General features: G+C 42.0%; 16 protein-coding genes and 1 riboswitch. Of the genes, 13 read left to right on the top strand and 3 right to left on the bottom strand.

What is annotated here, in order from left to right; translation table 11 throughout:
- Positions 1–105: 105 nt before the first annotated feature.
- The 5 genes from MKY83_RS18480 to MKY83_RS18460 all read left to right on the top strand — a co-directional run bounded on the left by MKY83_RS18480 (position 106) and on the right by MKY83_RS18460 (position 3,971).
- Entirely contained in the window at positions 106–411 is a 306-nt protein-coding gene (locus tag MKY83_RS18480; RefSeq protein WP_003214824.1) for a PTS sugar transporter subunit IIB, read from the top strand.
- Between the two features lie 14 nt (positions 412–425).
- Entirely contained in the window at positions 426–1,775 is a 1,350-nt protein-coding gene (gene celB, locus MKY83_RS18475) for a PTS cellobiose transporter subunit IIC (RefSeq protein ID WP_342487560.1), read from the top strand.
- A gap of 26 nt (positions 1,776–1,801) precedes the next feature.
- Positions 1,802–2,128 carry a PTS lactose/cellobiose transporter subunit IIA gene (locus MKY83_RS18470; RefSeq protein WP_003215078.1) on the top strand — a complete coding sequence of 109 codons (327 nt, stop codon included), beginning with the start codon at positions 1,802–1,804 and terminating at the stop codon, positions 2,126–2,128.
- The gene (locus tag MKY83_RS18465; protein WP_342487559.1) at positions 2,125–3,453 is read left to right on the top strand and encodes a 6-phospho-beta-glucosidase; all 1,329 of its coding nucleotides are present in this window, start codon (positions 2,125–2,127) and stop codon (positions 3,451–3,453) included. The genes MKY83_RS18470 and MKY83_RS18465 overlap by 4 nt, the downstream gene beginning before the upstream one ends.
- 119 nt (positions 3,454–3,572) lie before the next feature.
- Entirely contained in the window at positions 3,573–3,971 is a 399-nt protein-coding gene (locus MKY83_RS18460) for a hypothetical protein (protein WP_113767874.1), read from the top strand.
- Between the two features lie 316 nt (positions 3,972–4,287).
- Here the strand turns inward: MKY83_RS18460 and MKY83_RS18455 are convergent, their stop codons facing one another.
- The gene (locus tag MKY83_RS18455; protein ID WP_003215056.1) at positions 4,288–5,379 is read right to left on the bottom strand and encodes a branched-chain amino acid aminotransferase; all 1,092 of its coding nucleotides are present in this window, start codon (positions 5,377–5,379) and stop codon (positions 4,288–4,290) included.
- Positions 5,380–5,747: 368 nt separating this feature from the next.
- On the opposite strand from MKY83_RS18455, the gene MKY83_RS18450 reads away from it, so the two are divergent.
- From MKY83_RS18450 to MKY83_RS18430, 5 genes are all read left to right on the top strand, one after another.
- A complete protein-coding gene (locus tag MKY83_RS18450; protein ID WP_113767872.1) occupies positions 5,748–7,175 on the top strand; it encodes a right-handed parallel beta-helix repeat-containing protein in 1,428 nt (475 codons plus the stop codon).
- Positions 7,176–7,291: 116 nt separating this feature from the next.
- Positions 7,292–7,401: riboswitch (SAM riboswitch) on the top strand.
- A 170-nt stretch (positions 7,402–7,571) separates the two neighbouring features.
- Entirely contained in the window at positions 7,572–8,690 is a 1,119-nt protein-coding gene (locus MKY83_RS18445; RefSeq protein ID WP_268507074.1) for a sugar ABC transporter substrate-binding protein, read from the top strand.
- Positions 8,691–8,759: 69 nt separating this feature from the next.
- The gene (locus MKY83_RS18440; protein ID WP_340962107.1) at positions 8,760–10,256 is read left to right on the top strand and encodes a sugar ABC transporter ATP-binding protein; all 1,497 of its coding nucleotides are present in this window, start codon (positions 8,760–8,762) and stop codon (positions 10,254–10,256) included.
- A complete protein-coding gene (locus MKY83_RS18435; RefSeq protein WP_044140271.1) occupies positions 10,253–11,266 on the top strand; it encodes an ABC transporter permease in 1,014 nt (337 codons plus the stop codon). The genes MKY83_RS18440 and MKY83_RS18435 overlap by 4 nt, the downstream gene beginning before the upstream one ends.
- Positions 11,267–11,360: 94 nt before the next feature.
- The gene (locus MKY83_RS18430) at positions 11,361–11,993 is read left to right on the top strand and encodes a GTP pyrophosphokinase family protein (protein ID WP_003215004.1); all 633 of its coding nucleotides are present in this window, start codon (positions 11,361–11,363) and stop codon (positions 11,991–11,993) included.
- A gap of 47 nt (positions 11,994–12,040) precedes the next feature.
- Here MKY83_RS18430 and MKY83_RS18425 read toward each other — a convergent pair whose 3' ends face one another.
- Together MKY83_RS18425 and MKY83_RS18420 are read right to left on the bottom strand one after the other, a co-directional pair.
- Positions 12,041–12,181, bottom strand: a complete 141-nt coding sequence (locus MKY83_RS18425) for a hypothetical protein (RefSeq protein WP_165840211.1) — start codon at positions 12,179–12,181, stop codon at positions 12,041–12,043.
- A gap of 19 nt (positions 12,182–12,200) precedes the next feature.
- Positions 12,201–13,286, bottom strand: a complete 1,086-nt coding sequence (locus MKY83_RS18420; RefSeq protein ID WP_268508602.1) for a Rap family tetratricopeptide repeat protein — start codon at positions 13,284–13,286, stop codon at positions 12,201–12,203.
- A 527-nt stretch (positions 13,287–13,813) separates the two neighbouring features.
- Between MKY83_RS18420 and MKY83_RS18415 the strand changes: the two genes are divergently transcribed.
- From MKY83_RS18415 to MKY83_RS18405, 3 genes are all read left to right on the top strand, one after another.
- Positions 13,814–14,578, top strand: coding sequence for a transporter substrate-binding domain-containing protein (locus MKY83_RS18415; protein ID WP_065097770.1), 765 nt, complete (start codon positions 13,814–13,816; stop codon positions 14,576–14,578).
- A 69-nt stretch (positions 14,579–14,647) separates the two neighbouring features.
- Positions 14,648–15,292, top strand: a complete 645-nt coding sequence (locus MKY83_RS18410) for an amino acid ABC transporter permease (RefSeq protein WP_003215015.1) — start codon at positions 14,648–14,650, stop codon at positions 15,290–15,292.
- Positions 15,289–16,017: an amino acid ABC transporter ATP-binding protein gene (locus MKY83_RS18405; RefSeq protein WP_003215369.1), complete on the top strand. Its 729-nt coding sequence runs from the start codon at positions 15,289–15,291 to the stop codon at positions 16,015–16,017. The genes MKY83_RS18410 and MKY83_RS18405 overlap by 4 nt, the downstream gene beginning before the upstream one ends.
- The last annotated feature ends 74 nt before the right edge of the window (positions 16,018–16,091 follow it).

Genomic DNA, 16,091 nt, shown 5'->3' with positions numbered 1-16,091 from the left:
TTCCGCTTCCTAAAGGAAAAAGTATAGGTGTTTATGAAAGCGGTTTCATAATATGATGAATGTGTAAAGAAAAGCTACACACTTTCAAAAGGGGGGCGTTTACACATGAACATCTTATTGGTATGTGCAGCAGGCATGTCAACAAGCTTACTAGTCACAAAAATGGAGAAAAGCGCACAAGAACAAGGAAAAGACTATCGCATTTGGGCAGTATCTGGAGATTCAGCAAAAAATCATATTGATCAAGCCGATGTGCTTTTATTAGGACCACAGGTTCGATATTTATTACCACAAATGAAAAAGCTCGGAGAAGAAAAAGGGATTCCAGTCGACGTCATCAATACCGTGCATTACGGCGTATGTAATGGGGCTGAGGTTTTAAAATCTGCTGAACAGTTAGTGAACGGATAAAGGGGGCGGAAGGGATGAATGGATTCAACCGATTTCTAGAAGAGAAGGTCATGCCGTTTGCAGGGAAGATTGCCGCTCAAAGACATTTACAAGCATTGCGTGACGGAATTGTTTTAACCATGCCTCTCATTATTGTCGGTTCACTGTTTCTCATTTTAGCCAACCTTCCGATCCCAGGATACAGCGATTTTATGGCAAGTATCTTCGGAGCAGAATGGGCCACGAAACTATCCTATCCTGTTAATGCAACCTTTGACATTATGGCACTTGTTGCAACCTTCGGGATTGCCTACAGGCTTGCTGAAAAGTATGCAGTGGATGCCCTATCATCTGGTGCGATTGCTGTTGCAGCTTTCCTTTTGGCAACACCATATCAAGTTCCTTTCACACCTGAAGGTTCAACAGAAGCCATCTTAGTAGGTGGGGGAATTCCAGTTACATTGATGGGCAGTAAAGGGTTATTCGTTGCCATGATTATTGCCATGCTTTCAACTGAAATTTACCGATTCATTGTCCAGCGGAATATCGTCATTAGGATGCCTGATGGTGTACCGCCAGCAGTGAGTAAATCGTTTATCGCACTTATTCCAGGTTTTGTGGTCATCACGCTGATCTGGGTCGCAAGACTTGTGATTGAGATGACACCATTTGAGAGTATTCATAATATCATCACGGTCTTAATTGGCACACCGCTTTCCATTCTTGGTGGAAGCTTAGGCGGAAGTATTGTCGCCATTGGTGTGCAAATGCTCCTCTGGGCATGTGGTATTCACGGAGCAACCATTGTCGGCGGCGTCATGGGCCCAATTTGGCTCGGTGCAATGGATGAGAACCGTCTCGCATTCCAAGCAGGAGAAGTGCTGCCAAATATCTTCACAGCGCAGTTCTTTGAAATCTTCATCAATGTCGGCGGAAGCGGTGCAACGCTTGCCTTGGTGCTGACGATGATCTTACGTGCCAGAAGTAAACAAATGAAACAGCTTGGTCGACTTGCCATTGGGCCAGCCATCTTTAACATCAACGAACCGATCATCTTTGGAATGCCGATTGTCATGAACCCAATGCTTCTGATTCCGTTTATCCTTACGCCAATCATGATGGTCATTACCACATATATCGGAATGAGCACAGGGCTTGTCGCAAAACCGGCGGGAATTGCGGTCCCATGGACGATGCCGCCTATCATTTCAGGCTATCTAGCCACAGGAGGCAAAATCTCAGGTGCTGTCATGCAGCTGGTTAACCTAGCGTTGTCATTCGCTTTATACTACCCATTCTTTAGAATGTGGGATAAGCAGAAATTAAAAGAAGAAAGCGAGCTAGAAACAAAAGCAACAACTGATGAAAATGTCGTCAGCATGTAATAGAGGAAACAAGGGGGATGCGGCCGATGGAAATGGAACAAATTGTGTTTCAACTCATCTTACACGGCGGGAATGGCAGAAGCTCTGCGATGGAGGCCATTACATGTGCAAAGCAAGGAAACTTTGATGAGGCGAAGCAAAAATTGCAGGAAGCACAAGACGCGTTAAATGAGGCGCATCACGCACAGACAGAGCTGATCCAAGGAGAAATTAGAGGAGAAAAGACCGATATTAGCCTCTTAATGATTCATGCACAGGATCATCTCATGAACGCAATGACCGTCAAGGAGCTTGCAGCGGAAATCATCGAGCTCCATGAAAAAATGAAGCAACTCGGAGGTGTCAATTCATGAAAGATGGAATCAAAATTGTCACAATAGGCGGAGGATCGAGCTATACGCCTGAGCTTGTCGAAGGATTTATCAAACGATATCATGAATTGCTTGTAAAGGAATTATGGCTCGTGGATATTGAAGCAGGTCAGGAAAAGTTAAACATCGTGGGTGCTCTCGCGAAACGCATGGTCGAAAAAGCCGGGCTGCCGATTGAGGTACACCTGACGCTTGACCGCCGGGAAGCCCTGAAGGACGCAGATTTCGTGACAACACAATTTCGTGTAGGACTGCTGGAAGCACGGGCTAAGGATGAGAGAATCCCACTTAAATATGGCGTCATCGGTCAGGAAACGAACGGACCAGGCGGCTTATTTAAAGGCCTTCGAACCATCCCAGTCATTCTAGACATCGTGAAGGATATGGAAGAGCTTTGTCCAAATGCATGGCTTGTGAACTTTACAAATCCAGCCGGCATGGTCACAGAAGCTGTGCTGCGTTACACAAATCTAAAAAAAGTAGTCGGTCTATGCAATGTCCCAATTGGGATGAAAATGGGGATTGCCAAGGCGCTTGATGTGGATGTTGAACGGGTCGAGGTACAGTTTGCCGGCCTCAATCACATGGTCTATGGATTAGACGTGTATTTAGACGGGGTCAGCATTATGGATCAAGTACTCGATGAATTAGGAAATCCGAATAGTCAGTGGTCTATGAAGAACATTGAAGCGAAAAACTGGGAACCTTCTTTTGTAAAAGGCTTAGGAGTGATCCCATGTCCGTATCATCGCTATTACTATAAAACAAAAGATATGCTGGAAGAAGAGCAAAAAGCGGCCCAAGAAAAAGGAACAAGAGCAGAGGTTGTCCAGCAGGTCGAGTACGAATTATTTGAGCTCTATAAAGATCCTGATTTATCGATTAAACCACCGCAGCTCGAAAAAAGAGGCGGGGCGTACTACAGTGATGCGGCATGTAACTTAATCAGCTCCATCTATAATGATAAGCATGACATCCAACCAGTCAATACAGTGAACAGAGGGGCGATTGCCAGCATTCCGGCTGAATCAGCGGTTGAAGTGAACTGTATTATTACGAAGGACGGACCAAAACCAATCGCGACGGGTGATCTGCCTGTAGCTGTGAGAGGGCTCGTTCAACAAATCAAATCATTCGAGCGTGTGGCAGCAGAAGCGGCAGTCACAGGAGATTACGAGACGGCTCTTGTAGCGATGACGATCAATCCGCTTGTCCCATCTGACGAAATTGCAAAGCAAATTTTAGATGAAATGCTCGAAGCGCATCGTGAATATTTACCGCAATTCTTCAAATCAGTCAAAGCGTAAAACAAAATGGCCCCTTTATGGGGTCGTTTTTTTATCATTGCCCCATATGGAAATTCAAGAAAGAAGTGTATGATAGTAAAAAACAACATGTATGGCTTCAAAGAAAGGACGGTTTGAGTATGGTTGCAATTGGTTTAATGCTTTACGGATTTATCGTTCAACCTCTGTTGAGTTATGGCACAGTGGTCTTGTTTTTGTATGGAATCATCGCTTCATTTATTGGTCTTATTCGTCATAGACAGTATGTGTGGATTTATGTTCTTCGCCTGCTCGTTTGTTTTACCATTCCAGTAACCAACCTGTTGATGTATTTCGCAACGATTGGTGGAGATGAAAGAGACTTTGATTTCCAGCCGATGCCGTTTGTTTATTATCTTGTCTTTATCCTAGAAATCATCATCGTTTTTTTACCAGAGATCTTTTTACTGATCGAAAGAAAGCGGAGCATCAAAGGGAAACAGTGGATATACGCAGGGGCGATTGTGGGTGTATCGATCTTGTTTTGGTGCACGATTTGATGGAAGGCTGACTGGACATCTAAGTCTATTTCGCCTTTTTGTTGCGTAACCTTTTTCGTCTAACCTTTACAAAAGTAATAGAAAGAACAAAGATAGAAATTCCGAGAAACTTAAATAGAAACCGGGTGTGGAACGGTGAATCGTCGAAACCTGTAGCGATGATGATCGATCCGATGCAAAGACCAAAGAACGCTAGTAGATAAGTAAAAAACATACCATCACTCCTTATTATACGTGTGATTACCATTATAAGGTATATCAGAGGGTAAATAAACAAAAAAAGAACCCTTCATGATTGAAAGGTTCTTTTACATGCTTAAGCTTGTTTGACGACCGAATCGACTTCTACTGTCCAGCCGAAGATATCTGGTTGTGTTCCTTTTTGAATACCCGTAATGGCTTCATACAATTTCTTCGATACTTCACCTGTTTGACCATCTTGAATCACATATGGCTGATCGTGATAAATTAATTCCCCGACAGGAGAGATGACGGCCGCTGTTCCAGTTCCAAAGATTTCTTCAAGCTCACCTGATTGATGTGCTTCAATTAACTCATCAATCGAAATTTTACGCTCTGTCACTGGAATTCCCCAGTGTTTTAATAGCTCAAGTACAGAGTTACGTGTGATGCCTTCTAAAATGCTGCCGTTCAATTCAGGCGTCACGATTTCTCCATTGATTTTAAAGAAAATATTCATACTCCCGACTTCTTCAATGTACTTTTTCTCAACTCCATCAAGCCAAAGAACTTGTGAAAAACCTTTCGTTTCAGCAACTTGCTGTGCCTTGAGGCTTGAGGCGTAGTTTCCAGCTGTTTTGGCATTTCCTGTTCCGCCTTTAACGGCACGGACAAATTCGTTTTCAACGGCAATTTTGACCGGATGGATGCCTTCTTTATAGTAAGACCCCACTGGAGATAGGATAATAAGCAGCTTATACGTGCTTGACGGCGCAACGCCTAAATACGGCTCAGTGGAAATAATGAATGGACGGATATACAAGGAAGTGCCCTCTGCATCAGGTACCCAATCCTTATCAATGCGAATGAGTTCATTTAAGCCCTCTAAAACCGTTTCTGTATCAATTTGAGGGATGCACAGGCGGTCATTGGATCTGTTTAAGCGTTCCATGTTCTTTTCCGGACGGAACAAGAGAATTTTCTGATCCTCAGAAACATAAGCCTTCAAGCCTTCAAAAACAGATTGCCCATAATGGTAGACCATCGAAGCTGGGTCCATTGGAATGGCCTGATAAGGGATAATTCTTGGATCATACCAGCCTTGATCAATGGAATAATCCATCACAAACATGTGATCTGTGAAGATTTTTCCGAATTCAAGTTGATCAGATTGAGGTTTTGGTTTTTTTGTTGAACTAAGTTCAACGCGGATGGGTTGTTTTGGCATCGTAAATCTCCTTGCTGTTTGATTATTTGAAAATTCTAATAATATGAAATAATTATGATTCTATTCTATACCTTCACAAAATATTAGCAATAGGTTTTCTGGAATTCAGACAAGAAAAATCTGTTAAAGCGCTTTCCTTCTCTCTGCCGTCAGTCTGCCTCATGTCACCCCTTTTTAATAAAGAAATAAAATCCAAATACATTATTAACTGATTAATCTGACAATTTAAAAGCGGATAAATTTCCTGTAAGATATTCTTTCAACCATACACCTTTTGACCGGTACATTGCAAGGGGCATTGTCATATTTTAATCCTCTTTTTTTTAACCGATAAAGAAAGAAGAGAAGTGAAAGGAGCAAACAACAAGATGAAACGAGCGATACCAGGCATTTTACTTATTTTATTCATGACCGTGATCAGCTTCGGTTGTCAAGCGATGACGGAGGAGGCTGGCGCCAAGCAGGGAACTGCCTATTACGTGGCGACAAACGGAAACGACAAAAACCAAGGAACGAAGCAAAAACCTTTTCGCACGCTGAAAAAAGCGGCAAGTATGGCGAAAGCCGGGGCAACCATTTATGTTAGAGGCGGCACATACAAAGAGAAATTGATTGTCCGCCATTCAGGGACAAAGAAAGCACCTGTTATCTTTCAAGCTTACGGAAAAGAAAAACCTGTCATTAGCGGGGCTTCACTAAAAGGAAATCAAGCAGATGGCGGTCTTGTCACGATCGATCAAAAAAATTACATTACCCTCAAAGGTCTGACGGTGGGACATCTCAAGACGAATAAGGAAGATCTGACCCCAGTCGGTATTTTCATCAAAGGAAGCGGGAAAGGCGTCAAACTTCTCAACAACCGAGTGTATGACATTCAGACGATACACAAAAATGGGAATGCGCACGGTATTGCGGTCTATGGAACAAAAGCTCCTGCGGCCATTGAAGACATTGAAATCAAAGGGAATACTGTTGAAAAATTAAAGCTGGGCTTCAGTGAAGCGCTTGTGCTGAATGGGAACGTCAAAAAGTTCCGTGTGACACATAACACCGTCCGCCACACTGATAATATAGGCATTGATTTAATTGGTTTTGAGAACGTAGCACCTTCTAAAAAGTACGATCAAGTCAGAAATGGTGTTGTATCTAGAAACAAAGTGTATGAGATTACGAGTGTAGGAAATCCAGCCTATGGCAAAGACATCTCTGCTGGTGGAATTTATGTGGATGGCGGGAAGGACATTGTGATTGATCATAACATCACACATCATAATGACCTAGGGATTGAAGTCACAAGTGAACATAAAGGAAAAATGGCAGATCGTATTCGCATTGAACACAATCAAGTGTATTTGAACCGTTATACAGGCATTTCAATTGGCGGTTATGATAAAAAGCGAGGCGGAACAACAAATACGACGATCTCACATAATATTTTATACAAAAATGACACAGCCGGCTTAGAAGGCGGTCAATTGTTGATGCAATATCAAGCCGTGAACAATCGAATCACGAACAATATCATGACAGCGAGTACCTCGCATTACTTAGTCGTGAATCTTTATGGAGTAAATCAAAAGAATACCTTCCAGAAGAACGTGTATGACGACCGCAAAGGTGCGAAAGCATCACAGTGGGTATGGCGCGGGAAATGGATGGAAGGTTACAAAACGTATCTCTCTAAAAGCGGCCAAGATAAAGGATCAGCACACCTCAATCCACAATTTGTGAGTGAGAAAAAATATGATTTTCGCCTGAAGAAATCATCACCTGCTAAGAAAATCATCGGAAGTTAAGTATGTCTGAGCCACAAACTCATTGTTTTAAATTTTCAAAAAAATCATTGACATTAATGTGACATCACATTAAAGTAAAGAAGACATTTCAACGAAAACAAAATTTCATAACGGATCTCTTATCAAGAGAGGCAGAGGGACTGGCCCTATGACGCCCGGCAACCGTTTCTACTATAGAAATTGGTGCTAATTCCTGCAAAGCTGTGACAGCTTTGACAGATAAGAGAGGAAGAATTCCCGATACATGTTTCATGCAACGGTGATCAAGCCTCTCTTTCCAAGAGAGGCTTTTTTTTCGTCTCTTTTTCAAATGGGAGAACAGTTTACTGGCGTTTTCCCACATTTTTACCTAGTTTTCCGATGTGAAAAATAAAAACAACTTGAGGAGGAACAGCAATGAAGCGTAAGTATTTTACATCTTGTTTTATATTATTAACGGTATTGACCGTCCTATTAACAGGCTGCGGCACTGGATCAAGTGCAGGCTCAAAGGCAAATACGAACGAAAAGGTCTCCTTTGACAATGTACCGAAGCGATTTGCAAAGGGACAGGGAGCCAAAATTAAAGTCATCCGTAAAATCGGAGGAGATGATCATACAGCGCAGTTTTTAGCTGGGACGAAGGCAGAAGGTGAAGCGCTTGGCTTTACGGTAGATGTCTACACCGCAAATGGAGATACAGCGAAGTTCCATGACGCGATCTCTCAGGCGCTGGAAGAAAATTATGATGGTTTTATCATCTCTCATGGGGACGACGAGGCGACCGTCGCTGACGTGAAAAAGATCACAGCGAAGGGCATTCCAGTCGTAGCGTTCGATTCAAATCCTAAGCTGAAGGACATCAAAGGGGTCACAGTGACGTCTCAAGATGACGAACAATTAGCGAAAAAATCACTAGACGCACTCGTGTCTAATTTTAAAGGAACAGCAAATATTGCGTACCTCTGGGTAGATGGATTCCCGCCAATGGTGAGACGAAACAAGGTCTATCAAGAAACGCTCAAACAACATTCAGGGATCAAGGAACTTGACCGCTTTGGTATTGCCTCCTCTGATACGTCTGTTCAAACACAAAATGCAGTAGCAGCGATGCTGAATAAATATCCAAAGGGTAAACTTGATGCTATTTTTGCCACGTGGGATGCCTTTGCCATTGGCGCAGCAAGAGCGCTAAAGGAAGCAGGAAGAACAGAAGTGAAGATTTATGGGATTGATGTGTCAAATGCTGATCTTCAAGAAATGACAGCAAAAGACAGTCCATGGAAGTACACAGCAGCGGTTGATCCGAAGCTTATTGGCGCAGTTGACGTGAGAATTCTTGCGAAGAAAATAGCGGGTGAGAAAACCCCGTCTTCCTATGACCTTGAGGCCTCTCTCATCTCACAAAAACAGCTTCAACAATCAGGAAAGGCCATCAATATGGTCAATCTTGCAGACGAAGTGAAGGGGTTCGGTTCATCGACTGCCTTTGAAGAAGATTGGATGAAGACCTTGAAGAAGCATTATTCAAAATAAACGCCGTGCACTCTCTTCTATAGAGGGTGTTTCGTTTTTCAGATGATGATCATGAGAAGGAGGACATCTATGACTTCGCCGCTAGTTTGTATGAAACATATTTCGATTGAATTCCCAGGAGTAAAAGCGTTAGATCAAGTGAATTTCACATTAAAAAAAGGGACAGTTCATGCACTGATTGGAGCGAATGGTGCTGGGAAGTCCACGTTAATGAAAGTTCTTTCTGGCGCTCATTCGCACTATGAAGGAAGCATCCAAATCAATGGTCAGGCGGCATCGATCCAAACCCCAAAGGATGCGGCCTCATATGGTGTGCAGACGGTTCATCAAGAAGTGGACACAGCTCTCGTTCCCTACTTAAGTGTTGGTGAGAATATGATGATACATCAGATTGAGAAAAAAACATTTGTCGACTGGAAAGAGCTGCACCGTAAGGCAGCTCAACGATTAAAAGAACTGGACATCGACATCTCCACAAAACGCCTTGTGAGTGATCTAACCCTTGCGGAAAAACAGATGGTGCTCATCGCCAAGGCCGTTTCAATTAAATGTAGAATTTTAATTTTAGATGAACCAACGGCCCCGCTAAGTCATACAGAAACAAACAAGTTATTTTCAATGATTGACCGGCTGAAACAGAATGGAACGGGCATTGTGTTTATCTCTCATCGTATGCCTGAAATTTTCACCATTTGTGATGAACTGACAGTGATGCGAAATGGAACCGATGTCGCAGCTCATCTTGTTCAAAATACAGATCCGCAGCAGATCATTGAAGAAATGCTTGGTGCGCCATTAGAGGAGCAATTCCCGCCTCGTACACCGTTGATGGATGCACCTATTGCCCTTGAAGTGAAGCAGCTAAACGACCAGCATAAATTACGCAATATTCATCTTCATGTGAAAAAGGGTGAAATTCTCGGAATTGCAGGCCTTGTCGGTGCTGGAAAAACGGAATTGTGTAAAGCCCTTTTCGGCGCCTCAGAAAAAACGACGGGGACTGTACAGCTTCATGGTCAAACTGTTCATATCGCATCGCCTCATCAAGCCGTGAGAGCTGGAATGGCCCTTGTGCCAGAAGAACGGAGAAAGGAAGGGATCCTGACGGAAGAGAGCGTGGGGTGGAACTTAACGGCCGCAAGTCTTCGTTCATTCTCAAGCGTGTTCAGCTTCTTACATCGTTCGAAGGAAAAGCGGGAAGCAGACGAAATCGTCAAACGACTTGGCGTCAAAACCCCATCTCTTGAAGCAAAGGTGAAGCATCTATCCGGTGGAAATCAACAGAAGATTGCCATTGGAAAATGGCTGCTGGCTGAAGCGGATGTCTATCTCTTTGATGAACCGACTAAAGGTGTTGATGTTGGAGCGAAAAAAGATATTTTCACGCTGATTGCAGAGCTTGCCGCCCGCGGGAAATCTGTGATTTATGCGTCAAGTGAGCTGTCGGAGATTGCAGGGATCGCAGACCGAGTCTATGTGCTGTATGATGGCAGCATTGCCCGGGAAATGACTGCCCCAACGACTGAGGAAGAGCTTTTATATCATTCAACAGGAGGACAATCATGAGTGAACAACAAATTCCAGCCCCTGTGCAGCAAACGAAAAAGCAGCGGCCATCCTTTCATCTATTTGATTTCTTTTATCGATATGGCACGATCTTAACCATTGTTGTATTGATTGTGGTATTTGCGGCAGCGAATCCAGCGTTTTTGCAATCAGGGAATATCATCAATATTTTACGGTCTATCTCCATTGTGACCATTATTGCGGTGGGCCTTACCATCTCCTTGGCAGTCAACGGCTTTGATCTATCAGTCGGATCAGTCGCAACGTTATCGAATGCAATCGTGATTTCTATGTTTGTGTGGTTTTCGCAAAACCCGCTGATTGCGATCCTCTCTGCGCTAGCGGCTGCCCTTATTGTTGGTTTACTTAATGCCTTGATGATTGTCAAAATGAAAATTCCAGATATGCTCATGACATTAGCCATGATGTTTATCATTCAAGGGCTGGCTCAGACGTATACGAAAGGGGCGACCATTTCTGAAAACATGGTGCTGCCTGACGGTACATTCTCAACGGGTACAATTCCTGCCTTTTTCAGCAAAATCGGACAGGTGCCATATATCATTCTCTTAATGGCAGTGATTGTGCTATTTGCACATGTTTTCATGACCTACACAAAGCACGGACGATTTATGTACATCATTGGAGGGAATAAGGAAGCGGCTCGATTGTCCGGTATTCATGTGAATAAATATAAAATCGCGGCATATCTGCTTTCGGCTTTATTTGCGGCAATCGGCGGTATTGTGCTGGCATCAAGGGTAATGACAGCGGAAATAAATGCGGGCACACCATATTTAATGGATGGCGTAGCGGCAGCTTTTATCGGTTTTTCCGTCATGGGAGCAGGAAAACCAAATGCATTTGGTACGTTTATTGGGGCTGTGCTCATCGGAATTTTGCAAAATGGGCTTGTGATGATGTCTGTCCCTTATTATGCGATGGATATTGTGAAAGGCTCTGTACTCGCCCTTGCGCTGGCGTTGACATATTATAAACAGCGAGGCTGACGACGTATTTTTTAAAACCTTTCGAGTCCTGTCTCCGTCTAGTAAACGGAAAGCGGTGCAGCCGCCGTTTCCCAAAAGGAGATGACAAATAGAAATGAATATGTCAGCAACTCATGTAGAAGATTTGAAGAACGTCATGGAAGACTGGAAAAATGAATTATTAGTATATAAATTTGCATTAGATGAAATGGATACGAAGTTTTCAATCATCAGCCAGGAATATAATTTAATCCATGGCCACAATCCAATAGAGCATACAAAATCACGGATCAAATCCTTTGAAAGCATTGTAAATAAATTAGCAAGAAAAGGGTGCGACATCACAACACAATGTGCCAAGGAGTATATTCATGATATCGCAGGTGTCCGTATCATCTGCTCCTTTATTCAAGATATCTATAATATTATGGATGTATTGAGGCAAAGAGAGGATCTGAAAATCCTTGAAGTGAAGGATTACATTCAACATCCAAAACCAAATGGCTACAGAAGTCTTCATTTAATTGTGGAGATCCCTGTGTACTTAACGAATCGGGTGGAGCATGTGAAGGTTGAGATTCAGGTGCGGACCATAGCGATGGATTTTTGGGCGAGCCTTGAACATAAAATCTATTATAAACTGCAAAACGATGTCCCTCATCAGCTAACCGATGAACTGAAGGAAGCGGCAGATATCGCCCATTACTTAGATGAAAAAATGCAAAATATTAAACGAGAAATTGATTAACCCATAAAAAAGAGCAGCTGCGATATTCACAGCTGCTCTTTTCATGTTTAAGGATTGGTGCCGCGGTCTCTCTTTTGAATGATATCTTGAGATTGTGCAGATTGGCTGTTTTTTTGGATAGAAGCGCCAATGGAGACACCTGTTATCAAGAGTGTCAAAATCGCAGTTGTGATAAGCCATTTTTTCATCATACATCACTCCATATTCTTAACAAGTTTTTAAGGACAACGCCTTGTTCCAGAAATAAGTGGATTCTTCATGAAGTCCCAGATCCGTTAAGTAAGCAGCTGCATCCTGACAGATGGCTTCAAGATCGACAAGAAAATTCATAGATTCTAATTGATCACAATAAGACTTGATTTGCTCTATCATGTTGTCTGGCTGAAGCATAAGTGTTTCTAAAATAGATAATTTAAGTGAAATATTTCGTTGCTTTAAAGTTTCTGCTTTTTGAAGTGAAAGCTGTACATAATAGTGGAACAAACCAGGCTTTTTCAGCTTGAATAGTGCTTTTGTGTAGGCATACATGGCTAGTAAGTAGCCGCCTGGAGAAGACGTTTCAAATGTCTCGATCAATAAAGCTTTTTCTAGGAGCGGCACAGCTGCACTGTATTCATTTCTAAGACTTTTAATAAAAGCTGCATTGCAATACGCATGACCAAGTAAATCTGGGTCTTCCATTTGTTCTAGTGAATGAATCACTTCTTCAAATAATGACTCTGCCTCATCATATTTTGATTGATCAGCATAATTCAAAGCGAGCATCATTTGACAGCTGATTGATTTTTTCACATAACATGGATCTGCGTCATAAATAGATGAAGCCATTTTCAAGTGGTGTATGGAGAGGAACGAGGATCTTATATTATAGTAAAGACACCCTGTTTTATAATGAAATTCTGCTTTTTCAATGTCATCGTGGACGAGATCTAATTTATCCTCTGCCAATTTTAAAAGGTGAAATGCCGTATCCTGATTGCCTCTGCGCATTTCATACATCCCTTTAAAGAAATAGAAATAGTAGCTGAGCATGTCATCTGTACGGATTGCATTTTCATCAACAAAAAGACTATGATCCAACGAGGCTGTATCTTCAATGAGATCCTTAAAACGGTACTCTAGCAATTGATAGTAAAGTAAGACGTCTTGATTCTCTTCCATGCGATCAAACGCTTGAAGAATCTCTTCTTTTAGCTGGATCGCACCTTGTATTTCTCTTTTTTTCATCATGACATACCAGTCATTTAACATATTCGCTACATCAACGGACGACAAAACACCTGTTTCTGCCAATTTATATCCTCCTTTCTTCATCTATCCATCTCGTTCGATTTCCGTTCATCTGAATTCACTTTCCATATTCAGTATCTTCTTATATTTTAAGCGCTCTCTCGCAATTTGTAAAACATGTTTTTTGATGTAAATTCAACCAATTGTGAAAGAAATAGGGATCAGGTGCTTTTTTGTATACGCTTACATATTTTTAGGTAAAAAGAGGGTTTTAGAAAAAATATATTACGATATCAATAGAGAGAAGAAGGTCATTCAAGCATCTGTTTTCGTATGTTAGAAAAAACGGTGGTTTTCAAGGTGATCTCTCGTTTTTTGTAAGGTTATCTCACATTATGATTGTGAATCGCTCTTCTTTTAGAATAAAATGAGTTATTCGCAAAAAAGTAAAATTTAAAGAGACTATTGATCTAGGATTGTATGGATCTTTGGTATTGATAAAAAGTATCACACACTATAGCTTTAGCGTGGTATAGTATTATTGGTATTGCGAATATTTAGACAAAACTGACAATAGGGGGTCGTGTTTTATGAAAAAATCGATGTTACTGATCATGGGACTCATTGTTGTGCTCGTCATGGCAGCCTGTGGATCAAAATCGGACAGCGGTTCGGGAGAAGGCAAAGGCACATATAAAATAGGGATAGATACAACATATCCGCCGTTTGAATTTGAAAAGGGCGGTAATTATGAAGGGATAGACGTTGATCTGATTAACGCCATCGCGAAAGACCAAGACTTCAAAGTGAAACTTGAAGCTATGGACTTCTCAGGCATTATTCCAGCAATGCAGGCAGGCCAGCTTGATGTAGGGATGGGCGGGATGAGTATTACAGATGAGCGTAAGAAGAAGGTGGATTTCTCAGATCCGTATTTCGACGCTGGATTGACAGTTGTTGTGAAAAAGGACAGCAGTATCAAATCAATTGATGATTTAAAGGGGAAAAAGCTAGCTGTTAAAAATGGGACGACGGGTGCAAAATTTGCATCAGATAACGCAGATAAATATGGGTATGAAGTGGTTCAATTTAATGACAGCCCATCGATGTTCCAAGAAGTTTCAAACGGAAATGCAGATGCCTTAATAGAGGATTATCCTGTCATTACGTATGCAATTGCACAACAAGATTTAAACTTGAAAACAGTTGGAGACCGATTGAATGGAGACCAGTATGGTATCTCTGTGATGAAGGGGAAAAACCAAGACCTATTGAAAAAGATCAATAAAGGTCTAGAGAACCTAAAGAAAAACGGTGAATATGACAAAATTATCGATAAATATTTGAAGTCATAACACAAGCGAGGCGCGCTTCGAGCGCGCTTTCTTTATGATGCGCTGTATGTGAATTAGGGAGGGAGAAACATGGACACGATTATTAATGCATTTCCGTATTTAATGGATGGTTTGCAAACCACTTTATATATCTTTGTTGTTGCTATCATTTTAGGATTTATCATCGGTTTAATAGTGGCATTATTCCGTCTGTCACCTTTTAAAATCTTAAATTTCATCGCACTCGTCTTTGTCAATGCCATCCGAGGCACACCATTTATCGTACAGCTATTCTTCATTTACTTTGGTTTGAATACACTTGAATTCATATCGCTTGATCGAGTGCCGGCAGGGATTATTACAGTAGCGATTAATGCAGGGGCTTATTTCTCAGAAATTATTCGTGCTGGGATTCAGTCTATTGATAAAGGACAAACAGAAGCTGCACGTTCCTTAGGTTTTACAGGGGGACAAAACATGCGCTTTATCGTCCTTCCGCAGGCATTTCGCCGCATGCTTCCAGCCATTACAAACCAAGCCATCATCAGCTTGAAGGACACGTCTCTCTTATCAATTATCGGAATTGCCGATATTATGCAGCGGGGACAAGTACAGGCATCGGCAACATTTGATCCTTTGAATGTCTGGCTCATTGTCGGTATCATTTATTTCGTGATCATTTATTTACTTTCTCTACTGGCTAGCTACGCAGAAAGGAGATTTGATATCAAATGAGTATGATTACGGTGAAAAATTTAAAGAAATCCTTTGGCGATCACGAAGTGTTAAAGGATATTAATGCAGTCATCGAAGAAAAGGAAGTAGTGTGTGTGATTGGTCCTTCTGGATCAGGTAAAAGCACGTTTCTAAGATGTCTCAATAAATTAGAAGATATTACGGCAGGTGAAGTCGTTGTCCACGGACATACGATTACAGATCCTAAGGTGAATATCAATAAAGTACGTCAAGAAGTGGGGATGGTGTTTCAGCACTTTAATTTATTTCCTCATAAAACCGTTTTAGAAAACATCACGATCGCACCGATGAAGGTAAAAGGTACCGACAAGAAGGCGGCAGTCGATAAAGCGATGGACCTGCTTGAAAAGGTTGGCTTAAAAGACAAAGCCAAAAGCTACCCTAACCAATTATCTGGTGGACAAAAACAGCGTGTCGCCATCGCAAGAGCCTTGGCAATGGACCCGAAAGTGTTATTATTCGATGAACCGACATCTGCTCTTGACCCTGAAGTTGTCGGGGATGTATTAGCAGTTATGAAACAATTAGCCGTCGAAGGCATGACAATGATTGTGGTCACACATGAAATGGGCTTTGCGAGAGAGGTAGGAGACCGCGTGATCTTTATGGATGGCGGATATATTGTCGAGGAAGACAAACCGGAGGCTCTCTTTGGAAACCCGCAGCATGAGCGTACAAAATCATTTCTTAGTAAGGTGTTATAAAAAAAGAGTAAGGGCATATGGATGCTCTTACTCTTTTTCTTTTATGGGGCATAGCCGGTCCCATTTCCTAGGAA

Origin of the sequence: Bacillus sp. FSL M8-0266 (genome assembly GCF_038613425.1) — a bacterium.
In the GTDB taxonomy this organism is placed as follows: Bacteria; Bacillota; Bacilli; order Bacillales; family Bacillaceae; genus Bacillus; species Bacillus pumilus.
Note: the sequence above shows the minus strand (reverse complement) of the source record. Positions and strands in the feature narration are given on the sequence as shown.

Bases quoted from the DNA above. Each gene is read 5' to 3' on its own strand.
- MKY83_RS18465 (WP_342487559.1), top strand. From the start codon at position 2,125: ATGAAAGATGGAATCAAAATTGTCACAATAGGCGGAGGATCGAGCTAT.
- MKY83_RS18405 (WP_003215369.1), top strand. From the start codon at position 15,289: ATGAGTATGATTACGGTGAAAAATTTAAAGAAATCCTTTGGCGATCAC.
- MKY83_RS18435 (WP_044140271.1), top strand. From the start codon at position 10,253: ATGAGTGAACAACAAATTCCAGCCCCTGTGCAGCAAACGAAAAAGCAG.
- MKY83_RS18430 (WP_003215004.1), top strand. From the start codon at position 11,361: ATGAATATGTCAGCAACTCATGTAGAAGATTTGAAGAACGTCATGGAA.
- MKY83_RS18415 (WP_065097770.1), top strand. From the start codon at position 13,814: ATGAAAAAATCGATGTTACTGATCATGGGACTCATTGTTGTGCTCGTC.
- MKY83_RS18425 (WP_165840211.1), bottom strand. From the start codon at position 12,181: ATGAAAAAATGGCTTATCACAACTGCGATTTTGACACTCTTGATAACA.
- MKY83_RS18445 (WP_268507074.1), top strand. From the start codon at position 7,572: ATGAAGCGTAAGTATTTTACATCTTGTTTTATATTATTAACGGTATTG.
- MKY83_RS18450 (WP_113767872.1), top strand. From the start codon at position 5,748: ATGAAACGAGCGATACCAGGCATTTTACTTATTTTATTCATGACCGTG.
- MKY83_RS18440 (WP_340962107.1), top strand. From the start codon at position 8,760: ATGACTTCGCCGCTAGTTTGTATGAAACATATTTCGATTGAATTCCCA.
- MKY83_RS18470 (WP_003215078.1), top strand. From the start codon at position 1,802: ATGGAAATGGAACAAATTGTGTTTCAACTCATCTTACACGGCGGGAAT.
- MKY83_RS18460 (WP_113767874.1), top strand. From the start codon at position 3,573: ATGGTTGCAATTGGTTTAATGCTTTACGGATTTATCGTTCAACCTCTG.
- MKY83_RS18455 (WP_003215056.1), bottom strand. From the start codon at position 5,379: ATGCCAAAACAACCCATCCGCGTTGAACTTAGTTCAACAAAAAAACCA.
- celB (WP_342487560.1), top strand. From the start codon at position 426: ATGAATGGATTCAACCGATTTCTAGAAGAGAAGGTCATGCCGTTTGCA.
- MKY83_RS18410 (WP_003215015.1), top strand. From the start codon at position 14,648: ATGGACACGATTATTAATGCATTTCCGTATTTAATGGATGGTTTGCAA.
- MKY83_RS18480 (WP_003214824.1), top strand. From the start codon at position 106: ATGAACATCTTATTGGTATGTGCAGCAGGCATGTCAACAAGCTTACTA.